This window comes from Radiobacillus deserti (assembly GCF_007301515.1).
GTDB lineage: Bacteria > Bacillota > Bacilli > Bacillales > Amphibacillaceae > Radiobacillus > Radiobacillus deserti.
On sequence record NZ_CP041666.1, the window covers coordinates 2,142,149 to 2,165,418 of the forward strand.

At 38.4% G+C, this 23,270-nt stretch carries 20 protein-coding genes and 2 other annotated features (1 of these 22 cut by a window edge); of the genes, 3 read left to right on the forward strand and 17 right to left on the reverse strand.

Annotated features, from left to right (window positions below):
- Positions 1-70 (reverse strand) — a sequence feature (ribosomal protein L21 leader region) (it extends 4 nt beyond the left edge of the window).
- A 37-nt stretch (positions 71-107) separates the two neighbouring features.
- The 14 genes from FN924_RS11405 to FN924_RS11470 form a co-directional block, all read right to left on the reverse strand.
- Positions 108-1,544: a ribonuclease E/G gene (locus tag FN924_RS11405; protein ID WP_143894584.1), complete on the reverse strand. Its 1,437-nt coding sequence runs from the start codon at positions 1,542-1,544 to the stop codon at positions 108-110.
- Between the two features lie 15 nt (positions 1,545-1,559).
- Entirely contained in the window at positions 1,560-2,429 is an 870-nt protein-coding gene (locus FN924_RS11410) for a M50 family metallopeptidase (RefSeq protein WP_143894586.1), read from the reverse strand.
- Positions 2,416-3,189 carry a M23 family metallopeptidase gene (locus FN924_RS11415; protein WP_143894588.1) on the reverse strand — a complete coding sequence of 258 codons (774 nt, stop codon included), beginning with the start codon at positions 3,187-3,189 and terminating at the stop codon, positions 2,416-2,418. Before FN924_RS11415 ends, FN924_RS11410 begins: the two co-directional genes overlap by 14 nt.
- Before the next feature lie 186 nt (positions 3,190-3,375).
- Positions 3,376-4,173, reverse strand: coding sequence for a septum site-determining protein MinD (gene minD, locus FN924_RS11420; RefSeq protein ID WP_143894590.1), 798 nt, complete (start codon positions 4,171-4,173; stop codon positions 3,376-3,378).
- Complete coding sequence (minC, locus tag FN924_RS11425; RefSeq protein ID WP_143894592.1) at positions 4,166-4,852, reverse strand: septum site-determining protein MinC; 687 nt, start codon at positions 4,850-4,852, stop codon at positions 4,166-4,168. Before minC ends, minD begins: the two co-directional genes overlap by 8 nt.
- A gap of 45 nt (positions 4,853-4,897) precedes the next feature.
- Positions 4,898-5,434 (reverse strand): rod shape-determining protein MreD, encoded by a 537-nt coding sequence (gene mreD / locus FN924_RS11430; protein WP_143894594.1) that lies wholly within the window; start codon positions 5,432-5,434, stop codon positions 4,898-4,900.
- Positions 5,431-6,312, reverse strand: a complete 882-nt coding sequence (gene mreC / locus FN924_RS11435; RefSeq protein ID WP_143894597.1) for a rod shape-determining protein MreC — start codon at positions 6,310-6,312, stop codon at positions 5,431-5,433. The genes mreD and mreC overlap by 4 nt, the downstream gene beginning before the upstream one ends.
- Before the next feature lie 18 nt (positions 6,313-6,330).
- Positions 6,331-7,371, reverse strand: coding sequence for a rod shape-determining protein (locus FN924_RS11440; RefSeq protein ID WP_323368603.1), 1,041 nt, complete (start codon positions 7,369-7,371; stop codon positions 6,331-6,333).
- A 299-nt stretch (positions 7,372-7,670) separates the two neighbouring features.
- Complete coding sequence (radC, locus tag FN924_RS11445) at positions 7,671-8,345, reverse strand: RadC family protein (RefSeq protein WP_143897199.1); 675 nt, start codon at positions 8,343-8,345, stop codon at positions 7,671-7,673.
- 34 nt (positions 8,346-8,379) lie between these two features.
- Complete coding sequence (locus FN924_RS11450) at positions 8,380-8,997, reverse strand: Maf family protein (protein WP_143894600.1); 618 nt, start codon at positions 8,995-8,997, stop codon at positions 8,380-8,382.
- A gap of 154 nt (positions 8,998-9,151) precedes the next feature.
- A complete protein-coding gene (locus FN924_RS11455; protein WP_143894602.1) occupies positions 9,152-10,105 on the reverse strand; it encodes an SPOR domain-containing protein in 954 nt (317 codons plus the stop codon).
- 544 nt (positions 10,106-10,649) lie between these two features.
- Complete coding sequence (locus FN924_RS11460) at positions 10,650-11,405, reverse strand: prepilin peptidase (RefSeq protein ID WP_143894604.1); 756 nt, start codon at positions 11,403-11,405, stop codon at positions 10,650-10,652.
- A gap of 285 nt (positions 11,406-11,690) precedes the next feature.
- Positions 11,691-13,412, reverse strand: a complete 1,722-nt coding sequence (locus FN924_RS11465; RefSeq protein ID WP_143894606.1) for a sensor domain-containing diguanylate cyclase — start codon at positions 13,410-13,412, stop codon at positions 11,691-11,693.
- 105 nt (positions 13,413-13,517) lie between these two features.
- The gene (locus tag FN924_RS11470; protein WP_143894608.1) at positions 13,518-14,780 is read right to left on the reverse strand and encodes a bifunctional folylpolyglutamate synthase/dihydrofolate synthase; all 1,263 of its coding nucleotides are present in this window, start codon (positions 14,778-14,780) and stop codon (positions 13,518-13,520) included.
- Positions 14,781-14,852: 72 nt separating this feature from the next.
- Between FN924_RS11470 and FN924_RS11475 the strand changes: the two genes are divergently transcribed.
- On the forward strand, positions 14,853-15,743 hold the full coding sequence (locus FN924_RS11475) for an ATP-grasp domain-containing protein (protein ID WP_143894610.1): 891 nt from the start codon (positions 14,853-14,855) through the stop codon (positions 15,741-15,743).
- Between the two features lie 12 nt (positions 15,744-15,755).
- Positions 15,756-16,610, forward strand: a complete 855-nt coding sequence (locus FN924_RS11480) for an ATP-grasp domain-containing protein (RefSeq protein ID WP_143894612.1) — start codon at positions 15,756-15,758, stop codon at positions 16,608-16,610.
- 41 nt (positions 16,611-16,651) lie between these two features.
- On the opposite strand, the gene FN924_RS11485 is transcribed toward FN924_RS11480, so the two are convergent.
- The 3 genes from FN924_RS11485 to spoVID all read right to left on the reverse strand — a co-directional run bounded on the left by FN924_RS11485 (position 16,652) and on the right by spoVID (position 22,200).
- Positions 16,652-19,300, reverse strand: a complete 2,649-nt coding sequence (locus tag FN924_RS11485) for a valine--tRNA ligase (RefSeq protein ID WP_143894614.1) — start codon at positions 19,298-19,300, stop codon at positions 16,652-16,654.
- 98 nt (positions 19,301-19,398) lie between these two features.
- Positions 19,399-19,626: a binding site (T-box leader), on the reverse strand.
- Between the two features lie 326 nt (positions 19,627-19,952).
- Positions 19,953-20,972, reverse strand: coding sequence for a phosphotransferase (locus FN924_RS11495; protein WP_143894618.1), 1,020 nt, complete (start codon positions 20,970-20,972; stop codon positions 19,953-19,955).
- Between the two features lie 124 nt (positions 20,973-21,096).
- On the reverse strand, positions 21,097-22,200 hold the full coding sequence (gene spoVID / locus FN924_RS11500) for a stage VI sporulation protein D (protein ID WP_143894620.1): 1,104 nt from the start codon (positions 22,198-22,200) through the stop codon (positions 21,097-21,099).
- 207 nt (positions 22,201-22,407) lie between these two features.
- Between spoVID and FN924_RS11505 the strand changes: the two genes are divergently transcribed.
- A complete protein-coding gene (locus FN924_RS11505) occupies positions 22,408-23,244 on the forward strand; it encodes a hypothetical protein (RefSeq protein ID WP_143894622.1) in 837 nt (278 codons plus the stop codon).
- Positions 23,245-23,270: the final 26 nt, after the last annotated feature.

Below are 23,270 nucleotides of genomic sequence, written 5' to 3' on the forward strand. Positions count from 1 at the left end.
GGACTCAGACTCGCCATACAGGTGTCACATACATGACTTTAAAACCTGTTCTGTGCGGTTGTAGCAAACGGGTGCTACGATGAATAACGTATTGATGTTACCATGAATCAAAAAACTTTGTCAATAGCATCACTTGGAATAGAAGCTAAAAACTCGTTAATGGTTTGGCTTGATCCACTTCTTATTATATCATATCCAGAAGCTTGGGTGTTCTTTCTAAAATATATAGCAGAGGAGATTTTACCTCTTATTCGTTCCATTATCTTTTCTTTAAATACATGTAACACTGTTGGATGAACATCTACTACCAATGCCTCTTCCTTGGCTACAAGTAACTCTCTTTCCATCATATATGCATAGGTTTCCATAGAAAATGTTCTAGGTGAATGGATGTCACCACCAAGAATGGATGGGATGGAATCCGATTCTCTTTTTCTTGTCATTTCCAAAAGTCCAAGTTTAGTAAACCCATATAACTCAGTACGTATCCCATCTTTTCTCAGTTCTAATTGAAACATTTGTAGGAGTTTTGCTTGATCGGCTGCCTTCATTTTCAAAAAATCAATCATAATGATCCCCGAGATATTTCGAAGTCTAAGCTGTTTGGCTATTTCTCTGGCTGCCTCTTGATTCGTTCGAAAACTAGTGTCTTCTTTTGAATAACCTTTTGTAAACGTAGAAGAATTCACATCGATAACCGTTAACGCCTCTGTTTGTTCAATCCAAATCTCTACCCCATGCGGAGTGAAGACTCTTGGGTTTGAAAGCCGGTTATATAATGGATTTAATGAAATAGATATAGGAAATTGTTTTTCCCACTTTATGATAGAAGCAAACGATGGTAGCTCCAGCTTTAAACGGTTAGCAGCTTGAACCTCATCGATATAAATCGCATCTAACTGATTTGTTTGGAACTTACGAATCCATTTAGATAGTGGATTTTCTGTATAGAGAGGACTTGGAACCGAACTTGTTTGCGAAGCTTTATACAGTTCTTCCCATTTTCTTCGCAATTGCTTCCATTCTGCCTCTAGCGTCGTTATATCCGTCACTTGACTAGATGTTCGAAAAATAGCTCCTTCACGATTTTCTATCCATTTTTTTCCCTTTTCTCGGAGTACATTTCTATGTTCATCTGCTAATTTCCGAGAAACGGCGATATATTCTCCAAATGGTAAATAAACAATGTGAGTACCTGGAACTGTAATGTTCGCTGTTAGTTTGGCCCCTTTTTGTTGATAAGCATCCTTTGTCACTTGAACAATGATTCGCTGTCCTTCCGTTAATATGGATCGCAAAGGTCGATCAGGCTGCTGTCGAGCTTCCGGAACTTCTTTTTTCGGAAGAAATCCTAACTTTCCCCCGCCATATTCGATAAATGCCGCTTGTAAGCTTGTCTCCACATTAACCACTTTGGCAACGTAGATGTTCCCTACTTTTGAACTCGAATCTGGCCTCACGATTTGAATTTCTTGGACTTCTTCTTTCTCGGCTAGGATGCCGATATGTTCTGTACCTTGGACGTATAAATATATGGTAGCCATTTCTTTTCCTCATTCCTATTCCGCAAGTCGAACCAAATCCTTCGCTTTTGCTTGGTGCTGTTTAAAAGCGAAATAGGCATCCAAGCACGTATCTTCATCCACCCACATTGATTCTTTACCGTCTTTAATAAAAATATGATGATGGCGGTTTCTTCTAAACTGTTTCAGTATTTGAAACATCGAATCATAACTTTGAACAAGGATAGGAGATGTTTTGCTCAAGGTTGGCTTTTCACTATACCGTTTTAATAAAAAGCGGAATAATAAATAGTTTCTTTGCTTCCATTCTAGACGATTTTCGAGCAATATAAAAACAACTAGCATTACCGTACTTAAAGGCAATGTATCAAAGAACATAAAAGTGAGACTAACAAGTAAACAAATGATAACGGAACAAACAATGGTTATGCTTTGTGCTGTTCGGTAAGGTTTCAGAGTGGAAGAGAGGAGCTGTAATACCTTCCCACCGTCCAAGGGCCATATTGGAAGCAAATTAAACAACAAGATGGATGTATTGTATTGCAGTGCCATCTCAACGATGGAAGATGACCACCAACCTAAGTATGTCATAAGCCAAATAACACCATAAATCCAAATATGTTGTAGTGGCCCTGCCACAGTGACCCAAAGCTCCTGTTCAATCGGTCGACTACCATGCTCCTCTGTTTCCATCACACCACCAAATACCCATAAGCTAATTTTCCGAATACGCCAATGATACGACTTGGCAGCTAAATAATGACCTAATTCATGAATAACGACAATGGAAAAGATAATGGTTAATTCCATAAAAGTACCTGTGACTATTGCGGTAATCGCAAATAACCACAGGATGGGATGAATACGTATAGGTGGAAGTGATACTAGTGGCTTATGGACGTTCATCAACTTGCATCACCTTAACCGGATCTACGAATTTATTTTCCTTTTCAACTGCAAAGTAGACTTCCTTTTCTTCCGATGTTGCTGGGTTATATTTACCAATCACTTCCTTACTTTGCACGGATTGATACTGGTGAACATCAATAGATGTTAAATTCCCATAAATACTATTACTTCCATCTGGATGCTGAACAATAACCGTCTTATTCGTTTTACGATCGTTCCCAGCGAATATAACAGTTCCCGCTTTCATCGCTAATACTTTAGATTCTTTGTCTGCAGTTATCATGATCCCTTGTCCTGTTGTTTGAAAGGTTTGACTTATTGTCCCGTTCACCGGTAAGGCTAACTGTTCGGAAGCCTGTCCACTGACTGATTCTGTTTTGCCAATGGCTAGCGGTGTACCAAATCTCTCTTGATACCATTGATTGACTTTGGCAAACGGAAATTCTTCAGTTAAAGCACTGCTTGCCCACTGTTTTGGCTCTTCACTCCATTTTAAATCGACCTTAAATAACACAGCGATGCCAAAGAATAATACGGCTGCCAAAATCGTTTTAATCATAAAGGAGGCAACAAATTTATCGTTCATCCTCTTCGGTGACGCGGAATCGTCTCCGAAAGGTAAATAACCATGTTTTTCTTCCTCCTGTGGAACAGAAGGGATAAAGGCTCTTGTGGATCCATAATTAGTAGTAGAGAAAGTTCTCTCTTTTTTTCTTCTAGCAATATCTTTACGGATTTCATTTACGTCTCTTTTCATTTTATTTCACGATCCTTCATCTTTGGGATTTGTACAAGTCTATGAAACAAGTGGACTAGTTATGCAAAAGGAGATGAAAAAATAGAAGAAACGCACGGATGAGATTCAAACAATTACAGTCAACACGCAAAAAATGCTGAATACGCAAAAAGTCCCTTACCAATGGGGTAAAGGACTTGTCCAACCTTAGGAACGGATACCTAAGAATTTTTTCATTTTTTGAAACATTCCCTTTTCATCATCAAGAGATAAAAGAGGAACCGATTCTCCTAAAATACGACGTGCAATATTTCGATAAGCAATCGAAGCCTTCGTGTTCGGTTTAAATGCGACAGGTTCACCGTGATTAGATGCTTTAATCACTTCATCATCATCTGCCACAATGCCTAACAAATCAATCGAAAGTACTTGAACAATTTCATCTACATCAATCATATCCCCATTTTTCACCATATGATTACGAATACGATTGACGATTAGATGTGGAGGTTCAATATCTTCTTTCTCTAATAACCCTATAATTCTATCAGCATCACGAACACTAGATTTCTCCGGTGTTGTTACAACGATGGCTTTATCCGCTCCAGCAACTGCGTTTTTATATCCTTGCTCAATACCAGCCGGACAATCAATGAGAATATAGTCATAATCTTGCTTCAGTTCCTGGACAATCTGTTCCATGCCTTCAGGGTTTAATTCCGATTTATCACTCGTTTGTGCTGCAGGCAACAAGTGTAAGCAATCAAAGCGTTTATCCTTAATTAAAGCTTGATTTAATTTACATCTACCTTGGATAACATCAACTATGTCATAGATAATCCGATTTTCCAGGCCCATTACTACGTCTAGATTTCGCAGGCCGATATCTGTATCTATTAAGCATACTTTTTTATCTAACAATGCGAGAGCTGTACCTAAATTAGCTGTTGTCGTTGTTTTACCGACTCCACCCTTGCCAGAGGTAATTACAATTGCATCACCCATTTAACATTCTCCTCTCAAAACCACTTAAATTAGGTCGTTTTTGTGAAAGAACTTGTAAACGATCAATGACGATTTTAGATTTCTCCAAATCAATTAATCCACATTCCATATAAACACCTTCTGCTTCATAGTCAGGAGAGCGGCTAATGTAATCCGCGATACGAAGTTGGCTAGGCATCATATAGGAAGCGACGATAACTGCCTCTTGGTTCCCATATGCCCCAGCATGTGCTACCCCACGCAGGCTTCCCATTACAAAAATGTTTCCACTTGCTACAATTTTCGCACCAGGATTCACATCTCCGATCAGCAACAAGTCACCTTTAACCTCGACCACTTGTCCTGAACGAATAATTTTGTTAATTATTTTAATTTCGCTATCTTCTTTCCATTCTAACGCTTTTTCTTTCAAAATAACATTGGATTCAATAGATTGGACAACCAACCGATTTTTCTCTCTTATAAGATCTCGAAGTTTCTCTTCTTGTTCTTTATGTAAGTAACGGTTCCCTAATTGAATCGTTACTGTGATCATAGGCTCTTCATCGTCAACGTGATTCGATGAAAGAACCTGCTCGAGTTCTTCCAACATTTCATCAAAAGAGCAAGAATCATCTATATAAAGTGTCAGACCATCTCGAGTTCCTTTTATCGTTACAATTTGCTTGTTGACTATCACGTTGGGTTCACCTCAATATTAGTTTGCCTCTTGTTCCCCAAAAAATCAAAGACTTGAATTCTCAAAGCGATCGTCTGACCATTTTATCAATCTGTTTTTCATGATTGGGTAACAAAGTAATAAGAATAAAAGGTTCGCAACTAGGGTTGGAAAGAAACGAATGATAAAGTACTCACTCCACAGAAGATTGCTTACCCCAAGAAAAGAATAAACGATAAAGAAAGCAATATCACTTATCGCAACTCCTAATAGGGTCAAAAGGACCGCTACGAAGAAGTTTGTGTGTAATAATTTTTTCAAACCGTGCATCGCATAAACAACCATTGCATATACGAACATATGGACACCTAATATATTGGTGTACACGATATCGGTAATTAATCCAAATGGTAGCGCTACATATACCGAATAATAGCTATCCTCTTGATCATAAAAGATAGCCACAAGAATTAAAAATACAAGCTGCCAATGTGGAATAATAAACCAGTCTTTTTCCACAAAATAATTGGGCAAAAAGTCGGTAGCCACCCCTTCTATAACAAGTAAAAAGAGTGTGATGATGGAGAGGTAGAATAGCTTCATTCTTCTCCCTCCACCGCTTCATCCGTATCTGTTTCTTCCATAAGGGGATCCACAACAATAACATGATTTAAATCCTTTAAATTTGCAGCTGGTTTAACGTATGCAATTTGAGTCAAACCATATTGGTCTGGAGTAACTTCTTCAATCGTACCAATTGGCAGTCCTTCTGGAAACATTCCCCCAAGTCCCGATGATAGCACAAAGTCACCCTTCTTTAGGTCAGAGTCATATTCGATTTCTTTTAATAAAAGAGCATTTTTCTCTTCGTCAAAGCCTTCAATTAAACCTGGCACGCCTTCCCCTTCTTGATCTTCTCTTTCAACGGTAACAGATATTCTGCTCGACAAATCAAATCCACTCAACAATTGGACAGTAGACGTGAATTCCGAAGCAGTCTGGATTTTACCAACCATTCCATCACCAGTAATAACAGCCATATTCGCTTTGACCCCGTCCTGCTTTCCTTTGTTAATGGTTACTTGTTCAAACCATTTTTCTGGACTTCTAGCAAGCACGGAAGCTTGAATCGGCATAAAATCTCGCAATGAATTCGTTTTATCTAATACATTTTGTAATTCTTCATTATCTTGTTTTAATTCTTGATTCTCATATATTAAATACTTATATTGGGCCAAGCGTTCTTTAAGTATTTGGTTTTCCTCATACGTTCTTTTAATGTCTTTTATATTGTCAAATAGATCCGTTGTAAACTCGACCGGTCTATGCACTATTCCTTGAAGCCATCCAACAGAGTCATGAAAAAATTCTTCCACTGTTGAAACGTTATCTCGGTCTCGAAAAGAAAAACCAATTAACCCAACTAAAACAATGAATCCTATAAGAATGATAAAAAGTCGTTTCCTCCTAAAAAAAAGCATCAATAAACACCTACTTATTTAATCCAAACTAGAGCGAGAAGATACATTTGGTTGTCCTCTAAAATGATGGATATATTCTAAAGATTTTCCTGTTCCAATTGCCACACTGTCTAACGGTTCATCCGCAACAAATACTGGCATTTTTGTTTCATCGCTGATCACTTGATCCAAGTTACGAAGCAATGCTCCTCCGCCGGACAAGACAATACCGCGATCCATAATATCTGCAGCTAGTTCTGGTGGTGTTTTTTCTAAGGTGTTTTTAACTGCATCGACAATCGCCGTAACTGTATCTTTTAATGAGTTAGCAATTTCATCTGCCGTGATGGTAATTGTCTTTGGTAAACCAGTTATTAAATCACGACCTCTTATATCCATTTCTTCATTTTCAAGAGGATTTCCTGCAGAGCCAATATCCATTTTAATCGATTCCGCAGACCGCTCCCCAATCATAAGGTTATAGTGTTTGCGGATATATTGAATAATGGAATCATCCATTTCATCTCCAGCCACACGGATGGATTGACTTGTTACGATTCCTCCTAACGAGATAATAGCAACTTCAGTTGTTCCTCCACCGATATCAACAATCATGCTTCCTGTCGGTTCCCAAACAGGCAATCCGGCACCAATCGCTGCAGCAAATGGCTCTGCAATCGGATAGGCTTCCTTTGCCCCTGCTTGTTTTGTAGCATCAATAACAGCTCGTTCTTCCACCATTGTTATTCCAGAAGGTACACATACCATTACATTCGGTTTTTTAGCAAACGAAGAACGAGTTCGTTGTGCTTTTTTAATGTAATATTTCATCATAGCTGCCGTTGTGTCATAGTCTGCAATTACTCCATCCTTCATCGGTCTAATTACTGATATATTACCTGGTGTTCTTCCAATCATGTTCCGAGCGGAGCTTCCTACAGCTTCAATATCACCAGTAGTTGTATTTCTGGCAACAACGGAAGGCTCTCGAACAACAATTCCTTTTCCTTTCACGAAAACAAGGGTGTTTGCCGTACCTAAATCTATCCCTAAATCCTGTGATAAACTAAAAAATCCCAATCTGATCTCCCTTTCTTGTAAGTAAATCTGAGTAGAATTGATGAGTAAAACTTCGTTGGTGCTAAGTATCATATCGATATAACGACCATTGCATATGTCCATTTACATTCATTATATGTACGTTTCGCTTTTCAGAATCGCTTCATTACATGCAATATATCCCATTCGAAGTTCTCTAATCTGACTTCAAACTAAACGAATGAGAATAAGCGCCATTATCAAGCAAAAACTTGAAAATTGGCGCTAGTCCGTTCGTTTGTCTATATAATTATACGAGATATTGATTAAAATAGATAGTGCTATAAATAGCCTTTTTCTTTTAAAGAGACAAATTTTCGATCTCCGATGACTAAATGGTCTAATAATTCAATCCCAATCATTTTCCCACATTCAACTAATCGTTTTGTGACGTGGATATCTTCCTGTGAGGGGGAAGGGTCACCAGAAGGATGATTATGCGCACAAATAATTGAGGCCGCAGAGCGTTTTACCGCTTCACGAAAAACTTCTCGAGGGTGGACGATAGAGGCGTTGAGGCTTCCAATAAAAATAGTTTGTCGATGAATAACTTGGTTTTTGGTATCTAGAAAAATACAAACGAAATGTTCTTGATTTAGGTCTCGCATCTCTTCCATCACAAATTCTGCACCATCCTCTGGACTTCGAATTACATATCGGTCTTCCGCTTTATACTGATGCATTCTTTTTCCTAATTCAATGGCAGATAAAATGAGGACACCTTTAGCCGTTCCTATTCCTTTGATTGCGGTTAGTTCTTCAATTGTACAATCTTTGAGAAGCACTAATCCCTCAAAGTGCATGAGAATCCGTTGGGCGAGTTCTACGACTGACTCCTCCTTGTTTCCAGTACCGAGTAAAATAGCGAGAAGTTCTTGATTGGATAATGTCTTTGGTCCTAACGCAAGCAATCGCTCTCTCGGTCGATCCTGTTTCGGTACATCCTTTAAGGTCATATGTATCTTAGTCAAGGATCCAGCTCCTTTGTCCTTATGAATTTATCGTCGTAAAACGACTTGGATAAATATCAAATTCTTTTAGTTTTCGGCTGAGAGAAGATATAGGTAGACCCACTACATTATAATAATCTCCAACTATTTCTTTTACTAAGAACGCCCCCATTCCTTGAATACCGTATCCCCCAGCTTTATCCATTGGTTCGCCTGATTCGACATACCGAAGAAGGTCTTCTTTAGAATGGTTCCAAAAGGTAACGCTTGTTGCCACACTAAATACTGTTCGAATGTTCTTGGACCGAATCATTACCCCTGTATAAACATCGTGTTTTCGCCCATTCAAAGAAGAAAGCATCTGCATTGCATGGGCTTTATTTTTTGGTTTCGTTAATATACGGTTTCCCAAACTTACAACAGTATCTGCACTCACAATAACTTCATCGGATTGAATCGGAACAGCTTCTCCTTTCCAAACGGCTAACGATTCTACGAGTTTCCTTGGATTTAGTAATTGAATGGCTTCTTCATCGACATTAGATGTCCTTATTTGAAAAACAAACCCTGCTTGTTCTAGTAACTCCTTTCTTCTAGGAGAGGATGATGCTAGGATTAAGTGGTTCAAAATAGTTCCTCCATTCTTTTTCTTTAACATTAGTATAAAAGGTTTTAGATAGTGAAGCAAAAATGCGAAAACAAATTTCAATAGATGTCACGAAGACCAATATGTATTTTTTCAGAGATTGTTTGCCAAATTTCCGAAAAACGTTCCATTAAAAAGAGACAAACCATTAGTTTGTCTCCATCTATTATTTCCCTAATTGTTGATAGGCATATAAAGTACTCAGCATATTAATTTGGGTTTGGTTTTTAAGATTCCCACCTTTTATAACCCCTTCTGCAACCGATAGTAACGATTTCGCTTGTTCGCCAGCGTCTTTAGGAAAAGCATTCACCCAATTTTTCCATTTAGCTTTAATTTCACTATCCTTTCCACCTTCTAGCAATGTCAATGAGTCCTTCCAAAGCTGTGGAAATTGTTGAATCCATTCTGCTCCTTTTTCTGAAACACTTGCTTTGGCTGACGTTGTTTCCCAAGGTTTCACAATCGCTTCTACTCCACTTGACGTAAGAGATGAAGCTAATGCCTCTGCAGTTTGTTCGGAGCTTGCTAGTCCTGTTAAGACGAAAAATTGCTCTCCTTGTGGCCAAACCATGGCAGCATAACCTGTACCTTTAATCTCTGATGTCCGTTTTGCGGCGTTCTCATTACTTGAAAACACTCCAGTTTGAACAACTGTAGCTGCTAATGCTTCTGTATTCACATCTCCAGTTGCTGCTCCAGACTCACTCCCTGATGAAGCACCTTTTTCAGCAGTATTAGTTGTTTGTGTGATTGCTGACCCGGCTGTCTCCTGACTGCCTTCTTCAATACCTGCAAACATCTTTAACATAACAAAACCTAATGTAACACCAACTATGATAGCTGCTCCAGCCGCCGCAGCAAACACTTTCAATACCGGAGGAATGCCTGCCTTTTTTTTTGAAAACTTCGGGGGGCGCCAATCCTCATAATCGGTTTCATCATAATTCTTCTCATACTCCACCAAATCTTCTGGATCAAAGCTACTTGCCATTGTAGCTGCCTGCTCTCTAAAACTATTTTTCCATTCTTTGTGTTCCACATCTTCCTTCTGATCTTCAGAGGAAGTGATTGCTTTCTTTCCGTTCAAACGAATCGAAATTGCTTTATCTTTAGCCACACTATTCCCTCACTTCGATAGATTTGTTGTCCACTCTATCATAGGTGGGATGAAAAGTAAGACGACTTTTGTCATGTGCCCTTCCAAGCTTTTCAACAAAGTGTTACAAAAACATCAATAAAACTACTCTACCTCCTATCAAACTTACTGCTACGAATTAATAATAGACATTGTCGCAGAGTCTCACCGCCCTCTATATTTACAGGTGTAATACGATTAGCGGTTCACAGAGAGTACTGCAACCGCGGTGCTCCTTATCCTTTGCTTGTCGGATGGTGTCTCTTTCAACTTGGCCTGATAAACAGCATTCTGTATGGATTCAAGTGGAGCTTGAACTTCTCGAAATGTAACAAAAGAATATAGGTACCCTAACTAGAGAGGACGGTTTTTATCTGTTTACAACCTTCTTTACGATGTCCAGATAGTGGTTGTGAATCCTTATCTTTCCATCTATAGTGATTCCTTCTGGTAATACATTCTTCCTCTACTTTAGAAGATTGGATTACTAAATGTACCCTTCCCTTCTTCCACATGATTATCTATCTCATCCTATGTGCATATACCAATTCCAAATGTCGTTTCCGTAAAAATAACTGATTAATGCTCCCATTCCGATAAATGGACCAAAAGGAAACGGGTCTTTTCGACCAATGACTCCAATTATAAGGAGAAGTCCACTAATAATCGCTCCAATAATAGTAGAAAAAAAGAATGCAATAAGAACATTCTGTAAGCCAAGAACAAGTCCAAGAAGTCCAAATAATTTCATATCCCCTGCTCCCATTCCACCTTTACTAAATAAAATGACAAGTAGGATTAATCCAGCACCTACCCCACCACCCAACAGTCTAGAGAACCATGGCGGATTAGGCTGCCACATTACAAATAATAGGAATAAAGGAAGGAACACAAGAAGGATACGATTTGGAATTAACATGTATTTCAAATCCGAAACAGTGATAATGATTAACAAGGAAACGAACAATAAGGCTTCTAGTAATAATGGCTGAATACCAATATGTACATAGCAGAACAAAAATAGTAATCCAGTTAACATTTCGATGAGAGGGTACATTTTTGAGATAGGGGCAGTACAATGCCTACATTTCCCGGATTGTACAATATAAGAAAGGACAGGGATGAGCTCGAACCATCGTAAAGATACTGAGCAGGAAGGGCAATAAGAACGTTGGGATTGAAAAAACGTTTTGGTCGGTACTCTTAATCCTACTACGTTGTAAAAGGACCCGAGTACGATTCCTAATATAAAGAAATAGAATGATAGAATAGATTGAGTCATGTGTGTCTCTCCCAATACTTAAGAGTGGGGCCCTTTTGACCCCTAAGATTATTTAAGGTAAGTATAAACCACTTTCCAGTAGTTTCTTTCACAATCGGTTGGATCATTCATCTCAACAGTCAAGCTATCTTCTTTTACTTGAAGACGAATAATTAAGTTCTTTTTTTGCAAAGTCTCCCCGGTACAATGGATAAAGTTGCATCATACTACTTGGAAAGCCAATTTGAAGTGTACACGTTAAAATTATACTTTACGAGAGAAAAAACTCTAGAATTTCTAGAGTTTTCATGTAGTTTCTGATTTTACTTGCTCATAGATTGCTACTTTATTTCGACCCGCTTGTTTAGCGCCAACATACATGGCGCGGTCTGCATGTCGAATTAATTCAATGGGGTCATCACAATTATCTGGATAGGAAGCTAACCCGATACTTGCTGTAATGTTTATTGCCACTTCCTCATCTTGATTTAAGATGTGCTTCGCAATAACAAACGGTACATCTGCTATCACGCTACGTATGCGATCCGCTACTTGTCGTCCTTGCTCTAGGGTAGTATTTTCTAGTAAAACGACGAATTCTTCTCCACCATAACGAGCAACGAGATGCTCAGGTCCTGCTACCTTCTTTAGCCTTTTGGCTAACTCTTGCAAGATTTCGTTTCCGCTTTGATGACCATAGGTATCGTTAACTTCTTTAAAATGATCTAAGTCTAGCAAAATTAATGTTAGATGCTTGAACGGCTTAGTAGCGTCTAGATGCGATTCTAAGTATCTATAATTATATAACTGCGTAAGCGAATCACGTTCACTTTTTGTTCTAGTTTCTTCGTAGCTTCGAGCATTTCCCATCGCAACTGCTAAATAGTTAATTAAAATATCTACGAGCATATATTGGTACTTTTCAAACGCTCTTCGTTTTTTGGACAAAATTGTCAATACTCCAGTAATACGGTTATTTCGTTCTATGGGCAAGGAAATTATACTCTCTGTAGAAAATGGCAGATTAACGTCCTTCATGTGGCTCCACTCCGTACGACTGTGGAAATGAATACCTCTTTGATATCCCCATACATTTCCGCTAACTGACTCAAATTTAAACAAACGATCTTTTTCCGGGAATTCCACCTTTGTTTCCACATCATAAAAACGAGTAAGCTTTAAATAGGATTCATCGGTAACTTCATATATCAATACATAGTCAATTGGCAGTAAAGTAGTGATTTCTTCAATAAAAAGATCAATGACTTCATTTATTTCTAACTGCTCGGTTAATTTATGCCCAATCTCACTTGTCTTTTGCAAGTAATAATTCACACTTTGGCTAGAATAATAAAGCATGAGAATGACAGAAATACTTATAAACGGAATGCCTACATAATAGATAGCGGCAACTCCGATTTCTACATACATTAAATAAAGAACAAATCCAACTGGAATTACAATAAGACTCGTAATAAATTCCCAAGCAATTCCTTTATCAAACCATTTTAAGTTAACTCCATAAATGGCTTTTTGAAAAAACTTTAAAAGTACTTGGTTCGTACAGAAGGTTACCGTCACATAGCCAATTACCGGCCAAATGGAAGAGAGGGCTTGAATGGATACGGAGTTAATGTCCCCTCCGAGTAGGGTAAACACAGATGCAGAAGCAACGGATACTCCAAGAAACATCAGCATATTAAGTGGGTAGCGAAATAGCTGATCTTTTCCTACTCGGAGTTTTAGCATTAACACAAGTAACGCAATTTGAGTTAAAACAACCTCAATTAAGAGACCAAAGCTTAAAAATACAGCAAAACTTATGCCATGTACGAAGAAAATCGGAATGTTATTCACAATAAGAGGAAAAGCTGCTACTACTGACATTAATAGTCCAAACGATACAATATCTAACCATTGCCCTTGCCATATATCAGGAGACCAATCTTGATAAATCATCCAGATACTCCACGGCCATATCAACAGCCATGCTACCCAAAGTGCAACTTGTTTACTCTTCGGCACCATCTTCCATTACTTCCCTTCTAATCTCCACAATTTTCCAAAAACAAGGACTATAGTCTGGTAGCTTCATAAAATATTCATAGTAATAAAATATCATATTTTTTCCAATTAAACAAAATGTTTTCTTACTTTTCCGACAAAATGTAAAGAGCCTACTACAAAAATAGCTTCATCCTCTTTCGCATCGTCTATCATCGTGTCTAATGCTAGCTTCCAATCTTCTTGATAGAAAAGGTTGTCGTGAAAGATTTCATAGAAGTCTTCTCTTTTAGCCGATCTTGGATGATTAAATGTCGTCACGATGATTTCATCAAATTCATTCTGGAGAGCATCGAGCATTTTGACGAAAGGTTTGTCACAGAAGACAGCAAATAATAGTCGCTTCTTTTTCTTTTGATAATATCGTTTGACTGTTTGTACAAATGTTTGAATACCTTCTACATTATGTGCGCCATCCACAATAATGGTAGGGTGAAGCGATATAACTTCAAACCTACCTGGTACATGCGCTTCTTTCAATGCTTGTAACGTAATCGGATCATTGAGGTTGAATCCTTGTTCTTTTAATACGTATAATCCCATCAAAGCGACTGCTGCATTTTCGATTTGGTGCATGCCTTTCATTTGTATTTCGATGTCAACCGAATGCTTGGAGGCGATAAATGTACATGTTTGTTCATGGATGGACTTTATGTGAAACTCTTGCCCTAATCGATAGATTACAGCGTCTTCCTGAGAAGCTTTTCTTTCTATAACATTTAAAGCTTCTTTTTGCTGTACACCTGTAATGATAGGGGTAAAAGGCTTGATAATTCCCGCTTTGTGCTCGGCAATTTCGGCATAGCTTTCCCCTAGAAACGAAGTGTGGTCTAAACCTATCGTTGTAATGATTGAAAGAATCGGTCTCAGACAATTGGTAGAGTCCTCCTTCCCTCCCATTCCAACCTCAAAGATTGCTATATCTACGTTTGTAGCCAAATAGACGATGGCAATCATTACGAGAATTTCGAATTCTGTAGGGGAGTTATCTTGTTCGTCTAGTCGTTGAATGACGGGATATAATTGCTCGAGCGATTGAATGAACTCGTCATCAGTAATAGATTGTTTGTTTCGTTGAATATGGTCGTGTAATCGATCAAGACTAGGTGACGTAAACGTACCGACGTTATAGTTATGCTTTAGCAACGCCTCTTCAAGAAAGGATGTAACAGACCCTTTCCCATTTGTCCCTCCAACATGGATGACTTTTAGTTTTTTTTCTGGATGATGTAATGCTTCTAACATATATTCCATCCTATGTAACCCTGGTTTTATCCCAAGGTTTTGTCTCTCTTTCATAAATGATATTGCGGACTTTATGTCTGTAAACATCTCTACGCCCCCTTGGTTGTTTGCTATAATGGGGATTATATCAGAAAACCTTAAAGGTAGAGAGGAAAACGTATGACATTAAAAGGTTGGGTTATATATAACGGTCACTTACCTGGACCAAAATTTAAAGATTTTGCGGATTGGATTGTGGAAGCTGGGCACAGACAAGACATGGATATTCATAGTATTCCGAATCACCATTTGCTTTCTGTATTCACGTTGAATGGACAGAATATTTCTTATAAGAATGAAATCGCAGACCCTGATTTCGTCATTTTTTCAGACAAAGATATTCCGTTAGCTAGAACTTTGGAGGCAATGGATATTCCAGTATTTAATTCTTCTCAAGCAATTGAAATCTCCGATAATAAGATTGATACATATGCACGCTTAGCGGCTCACCATCTTCCTATTCCTAAAACGATGGTTGCCCCAAAAGTTTTCACTGGTAGTCTGCATCCAGACACCTTTTCACAGATTAGGAAAGAATTTTCTTTTCCAATTGTGGTGAAAGAAGCATTTGGCTCGTTTGGTGAACAAGTATATCTAGTGGAGAACGAAGAAGAATTAGAGCTAAAACTAGTAGAAATTCGAAACCGTCCATTTGTTATACAATCCTTTATTCGTTCGAGTTACGGACGTGACCTCCGATTAAACGTAGTTGGAGATAAGGTAGTTGCTGCCGTGCTGCGTGAAGCAAAAGAGGATTTTCGAGCGAATGTTAGTGCTGGTGGAACCATGAAACCACATTCCCCATCACAGATAGAAAAGGATTTAGCCATTGCGGCTACAAAAGCAATTGGTGCCGACTTTGCAGGTGTTGATCTCTTATTTGGAAAAGGGGGAGAACCGATTATTTGTGAAATAAATTCCAATGCTCACATTCGCAATATATTTAACTGTACTGGAATCAATGTTGCAGACTACATCGTGGAATATGTAAAAGACCAAGTCTTAAAGTGAGGGGGAAGCAAAATGGACTTTACAGGGTGGATTATTTATCGAAAAGATGATGCCAAGCGAAATCGATCGTATATTGATTGGTTTGTAGACGAATGTGCCAAGCAATCCATAGAGTTAAAACTTGTCCTACGAGAAGAAATCGAAATAGGGATTCGTAATCAAGCGTTATCCTTACAAGCTCCTTATCAATTGAGTCCAGATTTTGCAATTGTTCGAACCATAGAGCCTCTTTTGAGTGCCCATTTGGAATCTCTCGGAATACAAGTATTTAATTCCTCATCCATCTCCACAATGGCAAATCATAAAGGCATTGCCCATCAACAGATAGCAAAGCTTGGTATTCCTATGGTAGATACCATACTGTTCCGAAAGCATGATCAAGTGAAACACCCTCCCTTGCCGTTTCCGGTGGTTGTTAAAAATGCAGAGGGTCGTGGAGGAAAGCAAGTCTATCTTGTTCATAATATACAAAAATGGCAAGCATTAAACACGCAGCAGTGGGATGCGGATTGGATTGTACAAAGCTGTGATGTACAACCAGGCAAAGATCTAAGAGTATTTGTGGTAGGAAAGTGTATTATTGCAGCTGTCTTAAGAGAAAATAAAACCGATTTTCGTGCTAACTTTTCGTTAGGTGGAACAGCGCAGCTTTATGAGTTAAATCAGGATGAATTGGAAATCGTACAAGCGATTGTGCGTGCATTTTCATTCGATTTGGTTGGCATTGATTTTTTGTTTTCACCAGAAGGCGACCTTTTATTTAACGAGATTGAAGATATAGTCGGAAGTCGGACATTAAGTCAACTTAGCTCCATAAATTTACTACAAATTTACGTTTCACACATCTATCAATCATTAACCAGATAAAAAACGGGTTGTCGATTACACAAATCAACAACCCGTACTTTTTATGACTTTAGTTCTGCTAAGCGAGCTTGAACTCTACTTTGCTTTTCCATATACTCTTGTTGTTTTTGTTTTTCTTCTTCCACGACTTTTGCAGGTGCTTTTTGGACAAATCCTTGATTAGAAAGCTTTTTCTCCACTCGTTCCACTTCTTTTGTCCATTTTTCTAATTCTTTTTCGAGTCGTTCGATTTCTTTACCTACATCGATTAAGCCTTCTAAAGGAAGATAAAGGGCGGCACCCGTCACAACCGCAGACATCGCCTTATCTGGTGCCACCACTTTCGTTGCAATGTCCAATGCACTTGGATTACAGAACTTTTCTAAATAATGTTTATTCTTATTTAGTTCTGTTACGATGGCATCATTCTCCGCCTGGATTAGTAGCTGAATCTGTTTAGACATCGGGGTATCTACTTCCGCACGGATGTTTCGAACTGCTCGAATAATTCCTACTAGTCTTTTCATTTCTTCTGCCGCTTGTTCATCATGTAGATCTTCTCTCACTTGTGGCCACTTGGAAACCGCGATCGAAGCTCCTTCATGAGGCAACGACTGCCAAATTTCTTCTGTTACGAACGGCATAAACGGATGGAGCATTCTCATGGTATGGTCTAATACATAAGCAAGGATAGATCTTGTCGTTTTCTTAGCTACTTCATCTTCCCCATAAAGAGGTAGTTTCGCCATTTCAATATACCAGTCACAAAAATCATCCCAAATGAAGTTATATAGATATCTTCCAGCTTCGCCAAATTCATATTTATCCACGTTTTTTGTGACCTGCTCAATAGTTTGATTTAACCGTGTTAAGATCCATTTATCTGCAACCGATTTTTCACCAGTTAAATCAATTTCGTCGTAAGTCATGCCTTCCATATTCATCAAGGCAAAACGAGAAGCATTCCAAATCTTATTAATAAAGTTCCATGTAGATTCAACTTTTTCCCAATTGAATCTCATGTCTTGACCTGGTGTATTTCCAGTTGCTAAGAAATACCGTACAGAATCCGCACCATATTTTTCGATTACTTCCATCGGATCGATTCCATTGCCTAGTGATTTACTCATTTTGCGACCCTGTGGGTCTCGAACGAGTCCATGGATTAATACGTCGTCAAACGGACGTTTCTCCGTAAACTCTAGTGATTGGAAAATCATGCGGGCTACCCAGAAGAAAATAATATCAAAGCCTGTTACGAGTACACTTGTTGGAAAGTATCGTTTGAAGTCTTCCGCATCTTCATTAGGCCAGTTCATTGTTGAAAATGGCCAGAGCGCAGAAGAAAACCATGTATCTAATACATCTTCATCTTGCTCCCAATTTTCTGGGTCAGCTGGAGCTTCTTTGCCCACATAAATTTCTCCAGTTTCTTTGTGATACCACGCAGGAATACGATGGCCCCACCATAGCTGCCTCGAAATACACCAATCACGAATGTTTTCCATCCAGTGTAAATACGTCTTTTCAAAACGCTCTGGAACAAAATTCACTTTTTCATCGGCATTCTTTTGTAATTCAACCGCAGCATCTGCTAATGGTTGCATTTTCACAAACCATTGGGTAGATAAGTAAGGCTCCACGACTGCTCCGCTTCGCTCAGAATGTCCAACAGAATGTGTATGGTCTTCTATTTTGAACAGAACGTCCATGTCTTGTAAATCCTGAACAATTTGTTTGCGACATTCGAAGCGATCTAGTCCTTGATATTTACCAGCCTTCTCATTCATCGTACCATCTTCATTCATGACAAGAATTCTGTCTAAATCATGACGATTTCCAATTTCAAAGTCATTCGGATCATGTGCCGGAGTAATTTTAACTGCACCGGAACCAAATTCCATGTCTACATAATCATCTCCGACAATCGGAATTTCTCGATTCGTAATCGGTAAAACAACCGTTTTTCCAATCAAGTGTTTATAACGCTCATCGTCTGGATGTACCGCAACTGCTGTATCACCTAGCATCGTTTCTGGGCGTGTTGTAGCAATTTCTATATAACCAGAACCGTCTTTTAATGGATAGCGCATATGATAAAAATGCCCTTGTACATCTTCATAAATAACTTCGATGTCAGATAGAGCTGTTTTCGTTGCAGGATCCCAGTTAATGATATATTCGCCACGGTATATAAGCCCTTTTTCATAAAGACTTACGAATACCTCTTTAACCGCATTGGAAAGACCCTCGTCTAATGTAAAACGCTCTCGACTATAGTCTAAACCAAGACCTAGCTTTGCCCATTGTTGACGAATAAAATCCGCATATTCTTCTTTCCAGTCCCAAACACGCTCCACAAATTTTTCTCGTCCTAAATCGTATTTATTTTCACCTTGCTCCCGGAGCTTTGCTTCTACCTTGGCTTGTGTTGCAATTCCTGCATGATCCATACCAGGTAGCCATAAAACGTCATACCCTTGCATTCTCTTATAGCGAGTAATAATATCCTGTAACGTCAAATCAAGCGCGTGACCGATGTGAAGCTTCCCAGTTACATTTGGGGGAGGAATGACCACTGAAAAGGGCTGTTTACGTTCGTCCCCTGTTGCTTCAAAAAACTTTCCATCCAACCAAAACTGATAGCGATCCTTTTCTACAGAAGTCGAATCATATTTTGGTGGTAATGAAGGCTGTTGTTTCTCTTCCATTACGTTTTCCTCCTTTATATCTATGAACAGTTAGTTTTCTTTTTGTCCCTTTTTTGCCGCGAGTTCAGCCAAACCAATAAAAAAACCCTTTTCATCCAAAAAAGGACGAAAAGGACTATCTCCGTGGTACCACCTTTATTTGCAGACACCAAAGGACTGCACACTCATCAAATAACGGCTTTCAACCGGCTTCTTCTACTAAAAGACGTTCAAAGAAGCTGCATCCGGGGTGACCTTCCAAAGTGCACATTCCTAGGAAATCTTTCAGCAAATGATTTCCCTCTCTTTAGGTGTTTCCTTTGTACTCTTCCCATCTTCGCATTTAACTGTTCTATGTTATTTGTTATTTTATCCAAAAATCTGCAAAAAAGTCAATAGAGAAGGAAAACTTGGCAAAAACCTGGTTCATGCACAAAATAGGTCTGTCCATTCATAGAATACACCAAAATGATGGAAGGGGTAGAATGATGTCACGATTTTATCGCTATAAATTGCCACCATGGGCACGAAATTGTTTAGTTGTCTGCGAAAACGTTACTTTACCACTATTAATCTTTCAAGCCATTCGGACGATTTTTTTTCCGACAACATTTGATGTCCTTCTTTGTGGAATCTTATTAGGAATATACCTAGCTTTTTATTTGAAATGGATTTAATCTGTAGCGGATGATTCCTCCATATTTTGTTCTCTAAGTTCTTTGATTCTTTGCTGAAGCTTTAAACCAGCAATGATTCTTCGATAATGGTATTCCAAATAACGAATTTGAAAGGGCTGTGGCCGCTTGTATTCCCTCTTTAAATAACGCTGAATAACATTCATATAATAGCTTGGATTTAAACTATGGATAGCCAATAAGTTTTTTTCGTATTCTTCAAGTGGATTAGAAGCTTCATATACAGGTAGTGATTGGATTATATAATCAATGCGGTTATCATGATACTTCGCCTCATAAAATAAGTAGCTAGCCAAATCTTGTACAGGTGGCCCAAAATAAGCATGTTCCCAATTAATAAAATACGTCATGTCCTGTTGAAACACCTTATGTGAGGAACGGAGATTGCCATGACAAAGAGAAATGGTAATGGAGGTCATTTTCTCTATTTCCTCCAAATACGTATCATACCACTCATGTAATACGTGAAAAGCTCGAATCAAATCACGATAATGTGTGCAAACACGTAACTCAAACGGTGCCATATATCGTCTTCGTTCGAACTTTTCCACATAGGATGTTAGTCTGTGTTCCATTTGATTTAACTGCTTCTTTTCTTTTTTAATTTGCTTTCCAGCGAGCTGTCGATCGAATGGATAGGATTGTTTCGATTGTTTATGGATGGTTCCTAATTCTTTCATAAAGGATTCCATTTCATGCTCTGGCTCATCCACTTCTCTACTTTCACACCATGGACTAAGATAATAATAGTTGCCATCATACAAATAAGAAATATCCTGTCCCTTTGTTAAAAACACCGGCAAGATGGAGGATAGATGCTGTTTGTTTGCAATGTTGTAAACCTGCTGCCATTTCCTGAGGGAATTCTCATCTAGCTTGGATCGTTTTAGAGCAAAGGACAAATGATGGCTTTGAATCTTATATACTCTTGACGTTATAGGAATGATATTCGTTGAAGCAATCTGGTAGTTTTCTAGTACCTCTTGAATGTGGTCCATTTTATTCACTCCAGTTTTAACGCATATAGTAACGGATTTGAAATACGTAAAATCCCTTGACACGAATAGATGTGGCAAGGGATTTTGTCACTCTTGATGCAACAGAGAATTTAAACACATCCAGTTATTTGGAAGGAATGTATAGAATTTGGCCTTCTTTTAAATCATCTGATAATAAACGATTTTTGTTTGAAATTACTAATGGAGATACTTGATACCGCTCTGCAATCTTTTCTAATGTATCGGACTCCTGAACAATACACATTTTTAATCTTGTATATTGCTCTTCCGCTTCTTCAAAAATATTTAATAGATATGTTGGATCTGGTGCATCTCCTTCATCCCGATCTTCATTCAGCAACTCCTCTGGCGTAATATCAAGCTGCTTCGGCTTCTCCTCTACCAAAGGAGTTGTTTCATCGATACCCTTCCCTTTAGCAGTACTTGCAAAGAATTCAGCAATGGATTGCGATTTCTTTTTCTTCGCCTTTCCTTTCGATGGTTCTTCTATTTTCTCTTTCGCCTCTTCCACTTTAACTTCCTCACCAAATTCCTCGTCGTCATCCTCCAGTATAGGATCCAATGGAGGTTCTACGAATTCATCTGGAACATCTGTTTCCGATTGGGGCTCTTCCGAACGATTTTTTACATCAAACTCAAATGTTTCATCCAACTCAAACGATTCCACTTTCTCGTTCGCATCTTCATATGTTGGTTGAGCGTATTCAATCGGCTCTTCCGCTTCATCACGCTCAGGACTAGAAGATGATTCCTCAAAGGTTGGTTCCTCCAGTACCCCATGAATCGAAATCTTAGCCATCAACTTTAATTGGCTATTCTCTGGAAGCTCATAATCAAAGGATTCGATTCCGACCATCACGTCATCTAACTCATGGATTCGATACTTCGGAATGGATACTTCTACTGGAAACGTGTGAAAAAATTCATTTACTCCATCGTCATAGCTTTCTACACGCTCAACCATACGTTGTGAAGGATGATCTCGAAGGGTTAGAATGTCGTCAGAATCCCAGTCTTGATCTTGCACCTGGAAATACTCGCCCTTCAGTTCAATAACTCCTCTTATGGAAACAAAATCGTCATATTCTTGAATAGATATTTCCGGATCTAAAGAAATTCCCATTATTTCTTCTACTTCCTGTCCTTTTTTAAACCATAAGGATTCATTTAAATCAAAGCTAAAAACGGATTGTCCGTCAGTCAACATGAACTCCTCCCCTCAAAATACAAAAAAGCTGTTCGAACATTTCCCTCACTCCAGATATATGAGGACATAAATGCATTTATGCACATTAGTTATAGCGAGTGTAGGAAGGGAGAAAAAAATCGACTTAACAAATAGACCTCGTTATAAAATGAAGAGAATAAGACAGCCTAACAGAGAAAATTGATTTATGTATGGAGGGGGGATGACGTGAGAAAACGGAATGCTATAAACAAACAATCCTTTCCATTTTTTCTACTAGCTATTTTTCACCTTGGAATTGTTGCTATACTATGGAAAAAGAAAAACAACAAAAATACTTGGCTACTCCTTGTTTCCAATATTGGCTTTGCGTATCTTTTTGAATACTTCGTTCTAAATGTATTTCATGGTTATCGATATAAGCCATCAATTATGAAAAAACGAGTTTTCGATGTTATTTTAGGTGCTATTCTATCACAAGCCTTATATGTCCCTGTCTCTGCCACATACTTAACACTTTGTCAAAAAAACTGGAAATGGAAGATTCTTGCTAGCTTCATCTATTATGGAATTGAAAAGCTGTTTATGAAGCTTAACGTATATAAGGTATATTGGTGGAAACCAATCTATACCTTGTTTTTTTTAACGATTTATTTTTATAACAGTGATTTCTTTTATAAAGCCCTTTCTCAACAAAGAAAGTATGCATTAACCATTGCACATTTTTTATCAACAGAAGTCTTGAGCATTACGACAATGTTTCTGTTTGCTTCCAAACGATATATTCGCTTTGGACGTGGATGGTTTCATACATGGACGGAGCACTTCATTCTAGCGCCTTTGTATAGTCTTATGTTAACATTAGTGGCTACTATTACCTCCACTAAAAAGGGCATGAGATACCCGTTATTCATGGTTAGTTTTCATGTTCTGCTGGACTCAGCTCTTAAACAATCTGGATTAATAAAAACGAAGTTCAAAAGTGTTCCAGTCACCTTTTTTTGGTACGGGTCTTTGCTTCTTTTTTCTAGTTATTTTAATACGCTTGTTCATAAAAAAAAGTAACCGAATGGTTACTTTTTTCATACACT

What these genes read in the sequence shown, in the direction of transcription:
- FN924_RS11465 (WP_143894606.1), bottom strand. Translation starts at nt 13,412, where the DNA reads ATGGTGCCGAAGAGTAAACAAGTTGCACTTTGGGTAGCATGGCTGTTG.
- FN924_RS11450 (WP_143894600.1), bottom strand. Translation starts at nt 8,997, where the DNA reads ATGTTAAAGAAAAAGAATGGAGGAACTATTTTGAACCACTTAATCCTA.
- FN924_RS11485 (WP_143894614.1), bottom strand. Translation starts at nt 19,300, where the DNA reads ATGGAAGAGAAACAACAGCCTTCATTACCACCAAAATATGATTCGACT.
- FN924_RS11405 (WP_143894584.1), bottom strand. Translation starts at nt 1,544, where the DNA reads ATGGCTACCATATATTTATACGTCCAAGGTACAGAACATATCGGCATC.
- FN924_RS11470 (WP_143894608.1), bottom strand. Translation starts at nt 14,780, where the DNA reads ATGTTTACAGACATAAAGTCCGCAATATCATTTATGAAAGAGAGACAA.
- FN924_RS11475 (WP_143894610.1), top strand. Translation starts at nt 14,853, where the DNA reads ATGACATTAAAAGGTTGGGTTATATATAACGGTCACTTACCTGGACCA.
- FN924_RS11415 (WP_143894588.1), bottom strand. Translation starts at nt 3,189, where the DNA reads ATGAAAAGAGACGTAAATGAAATCCGTAAAGATATTGCTAGAAGAAAA.
- mreD (WP_143894594.1), bottom strand. Translation starts at nt 5,434, where the DNA reads ATGAAGCTATTCTACCTCTCCATCATCACACTCTTTTTACTTGTTATA.
- radC (WP_143897199.1), bottom strand. Translation starts at nt 8,345, where the DNA reads ATGACCTTAAAGGATGTACCGAAACAGGATCGACCGAGAGAGCGATTG.
- FN924_RS11460 (WP_143894604.1), bottom strand. Translation starts at nt 11,405, where the DNA reads ATGACTCAATCTATTCTATCATTCTATTTCTTTATATTAGGAATCGTA.
- mreC (WP_143894597.1), bottom strand. Translation starts at nt 6,312, where the DNA reads ATGCTTTTTTTTAGGAGGAAACGACTTTTTATCATTCTTATAGGATTC.
- spoVID (WP_143894620.1), bottom strand. Translation starts at nt 22,200, where the DNA reads ATGTTGACTGACGGACAATCCGTTTTTAGCTTTGATTTAAATGAATCC.
- FN924_RS11480 (WP_143894612.1), top strand. Translation starts at nt 15,756, where the DNA reads ATGGACTTTACAGGGTGGATTATTTATCGAAAAGATGATGCCAAGCGA.
- FN924_RS11410 (WP_143894586.1), bottom strand. Translation starts at nt 2,429, where the DNA reads ATGAACGTCCATAAGCCACTAGTATCACTTCCACCTATACGTATTCAT.
- minD (WP_143894590.1), bottom strand. Translation starts at nt 4,173, where the DNA reads ATGGGTGATGCAATTGTAATTACCTCTGGCAAGGGTGGAGTCGGTAAA.
- FN924_RS11495 (WP_143894618.1), bottom strand. Translation starts at nt 20,972, where the DNA reads ATGGACCACATTCAAGAGGTACTAGAAAACTACCAGATTGCTTCAACG.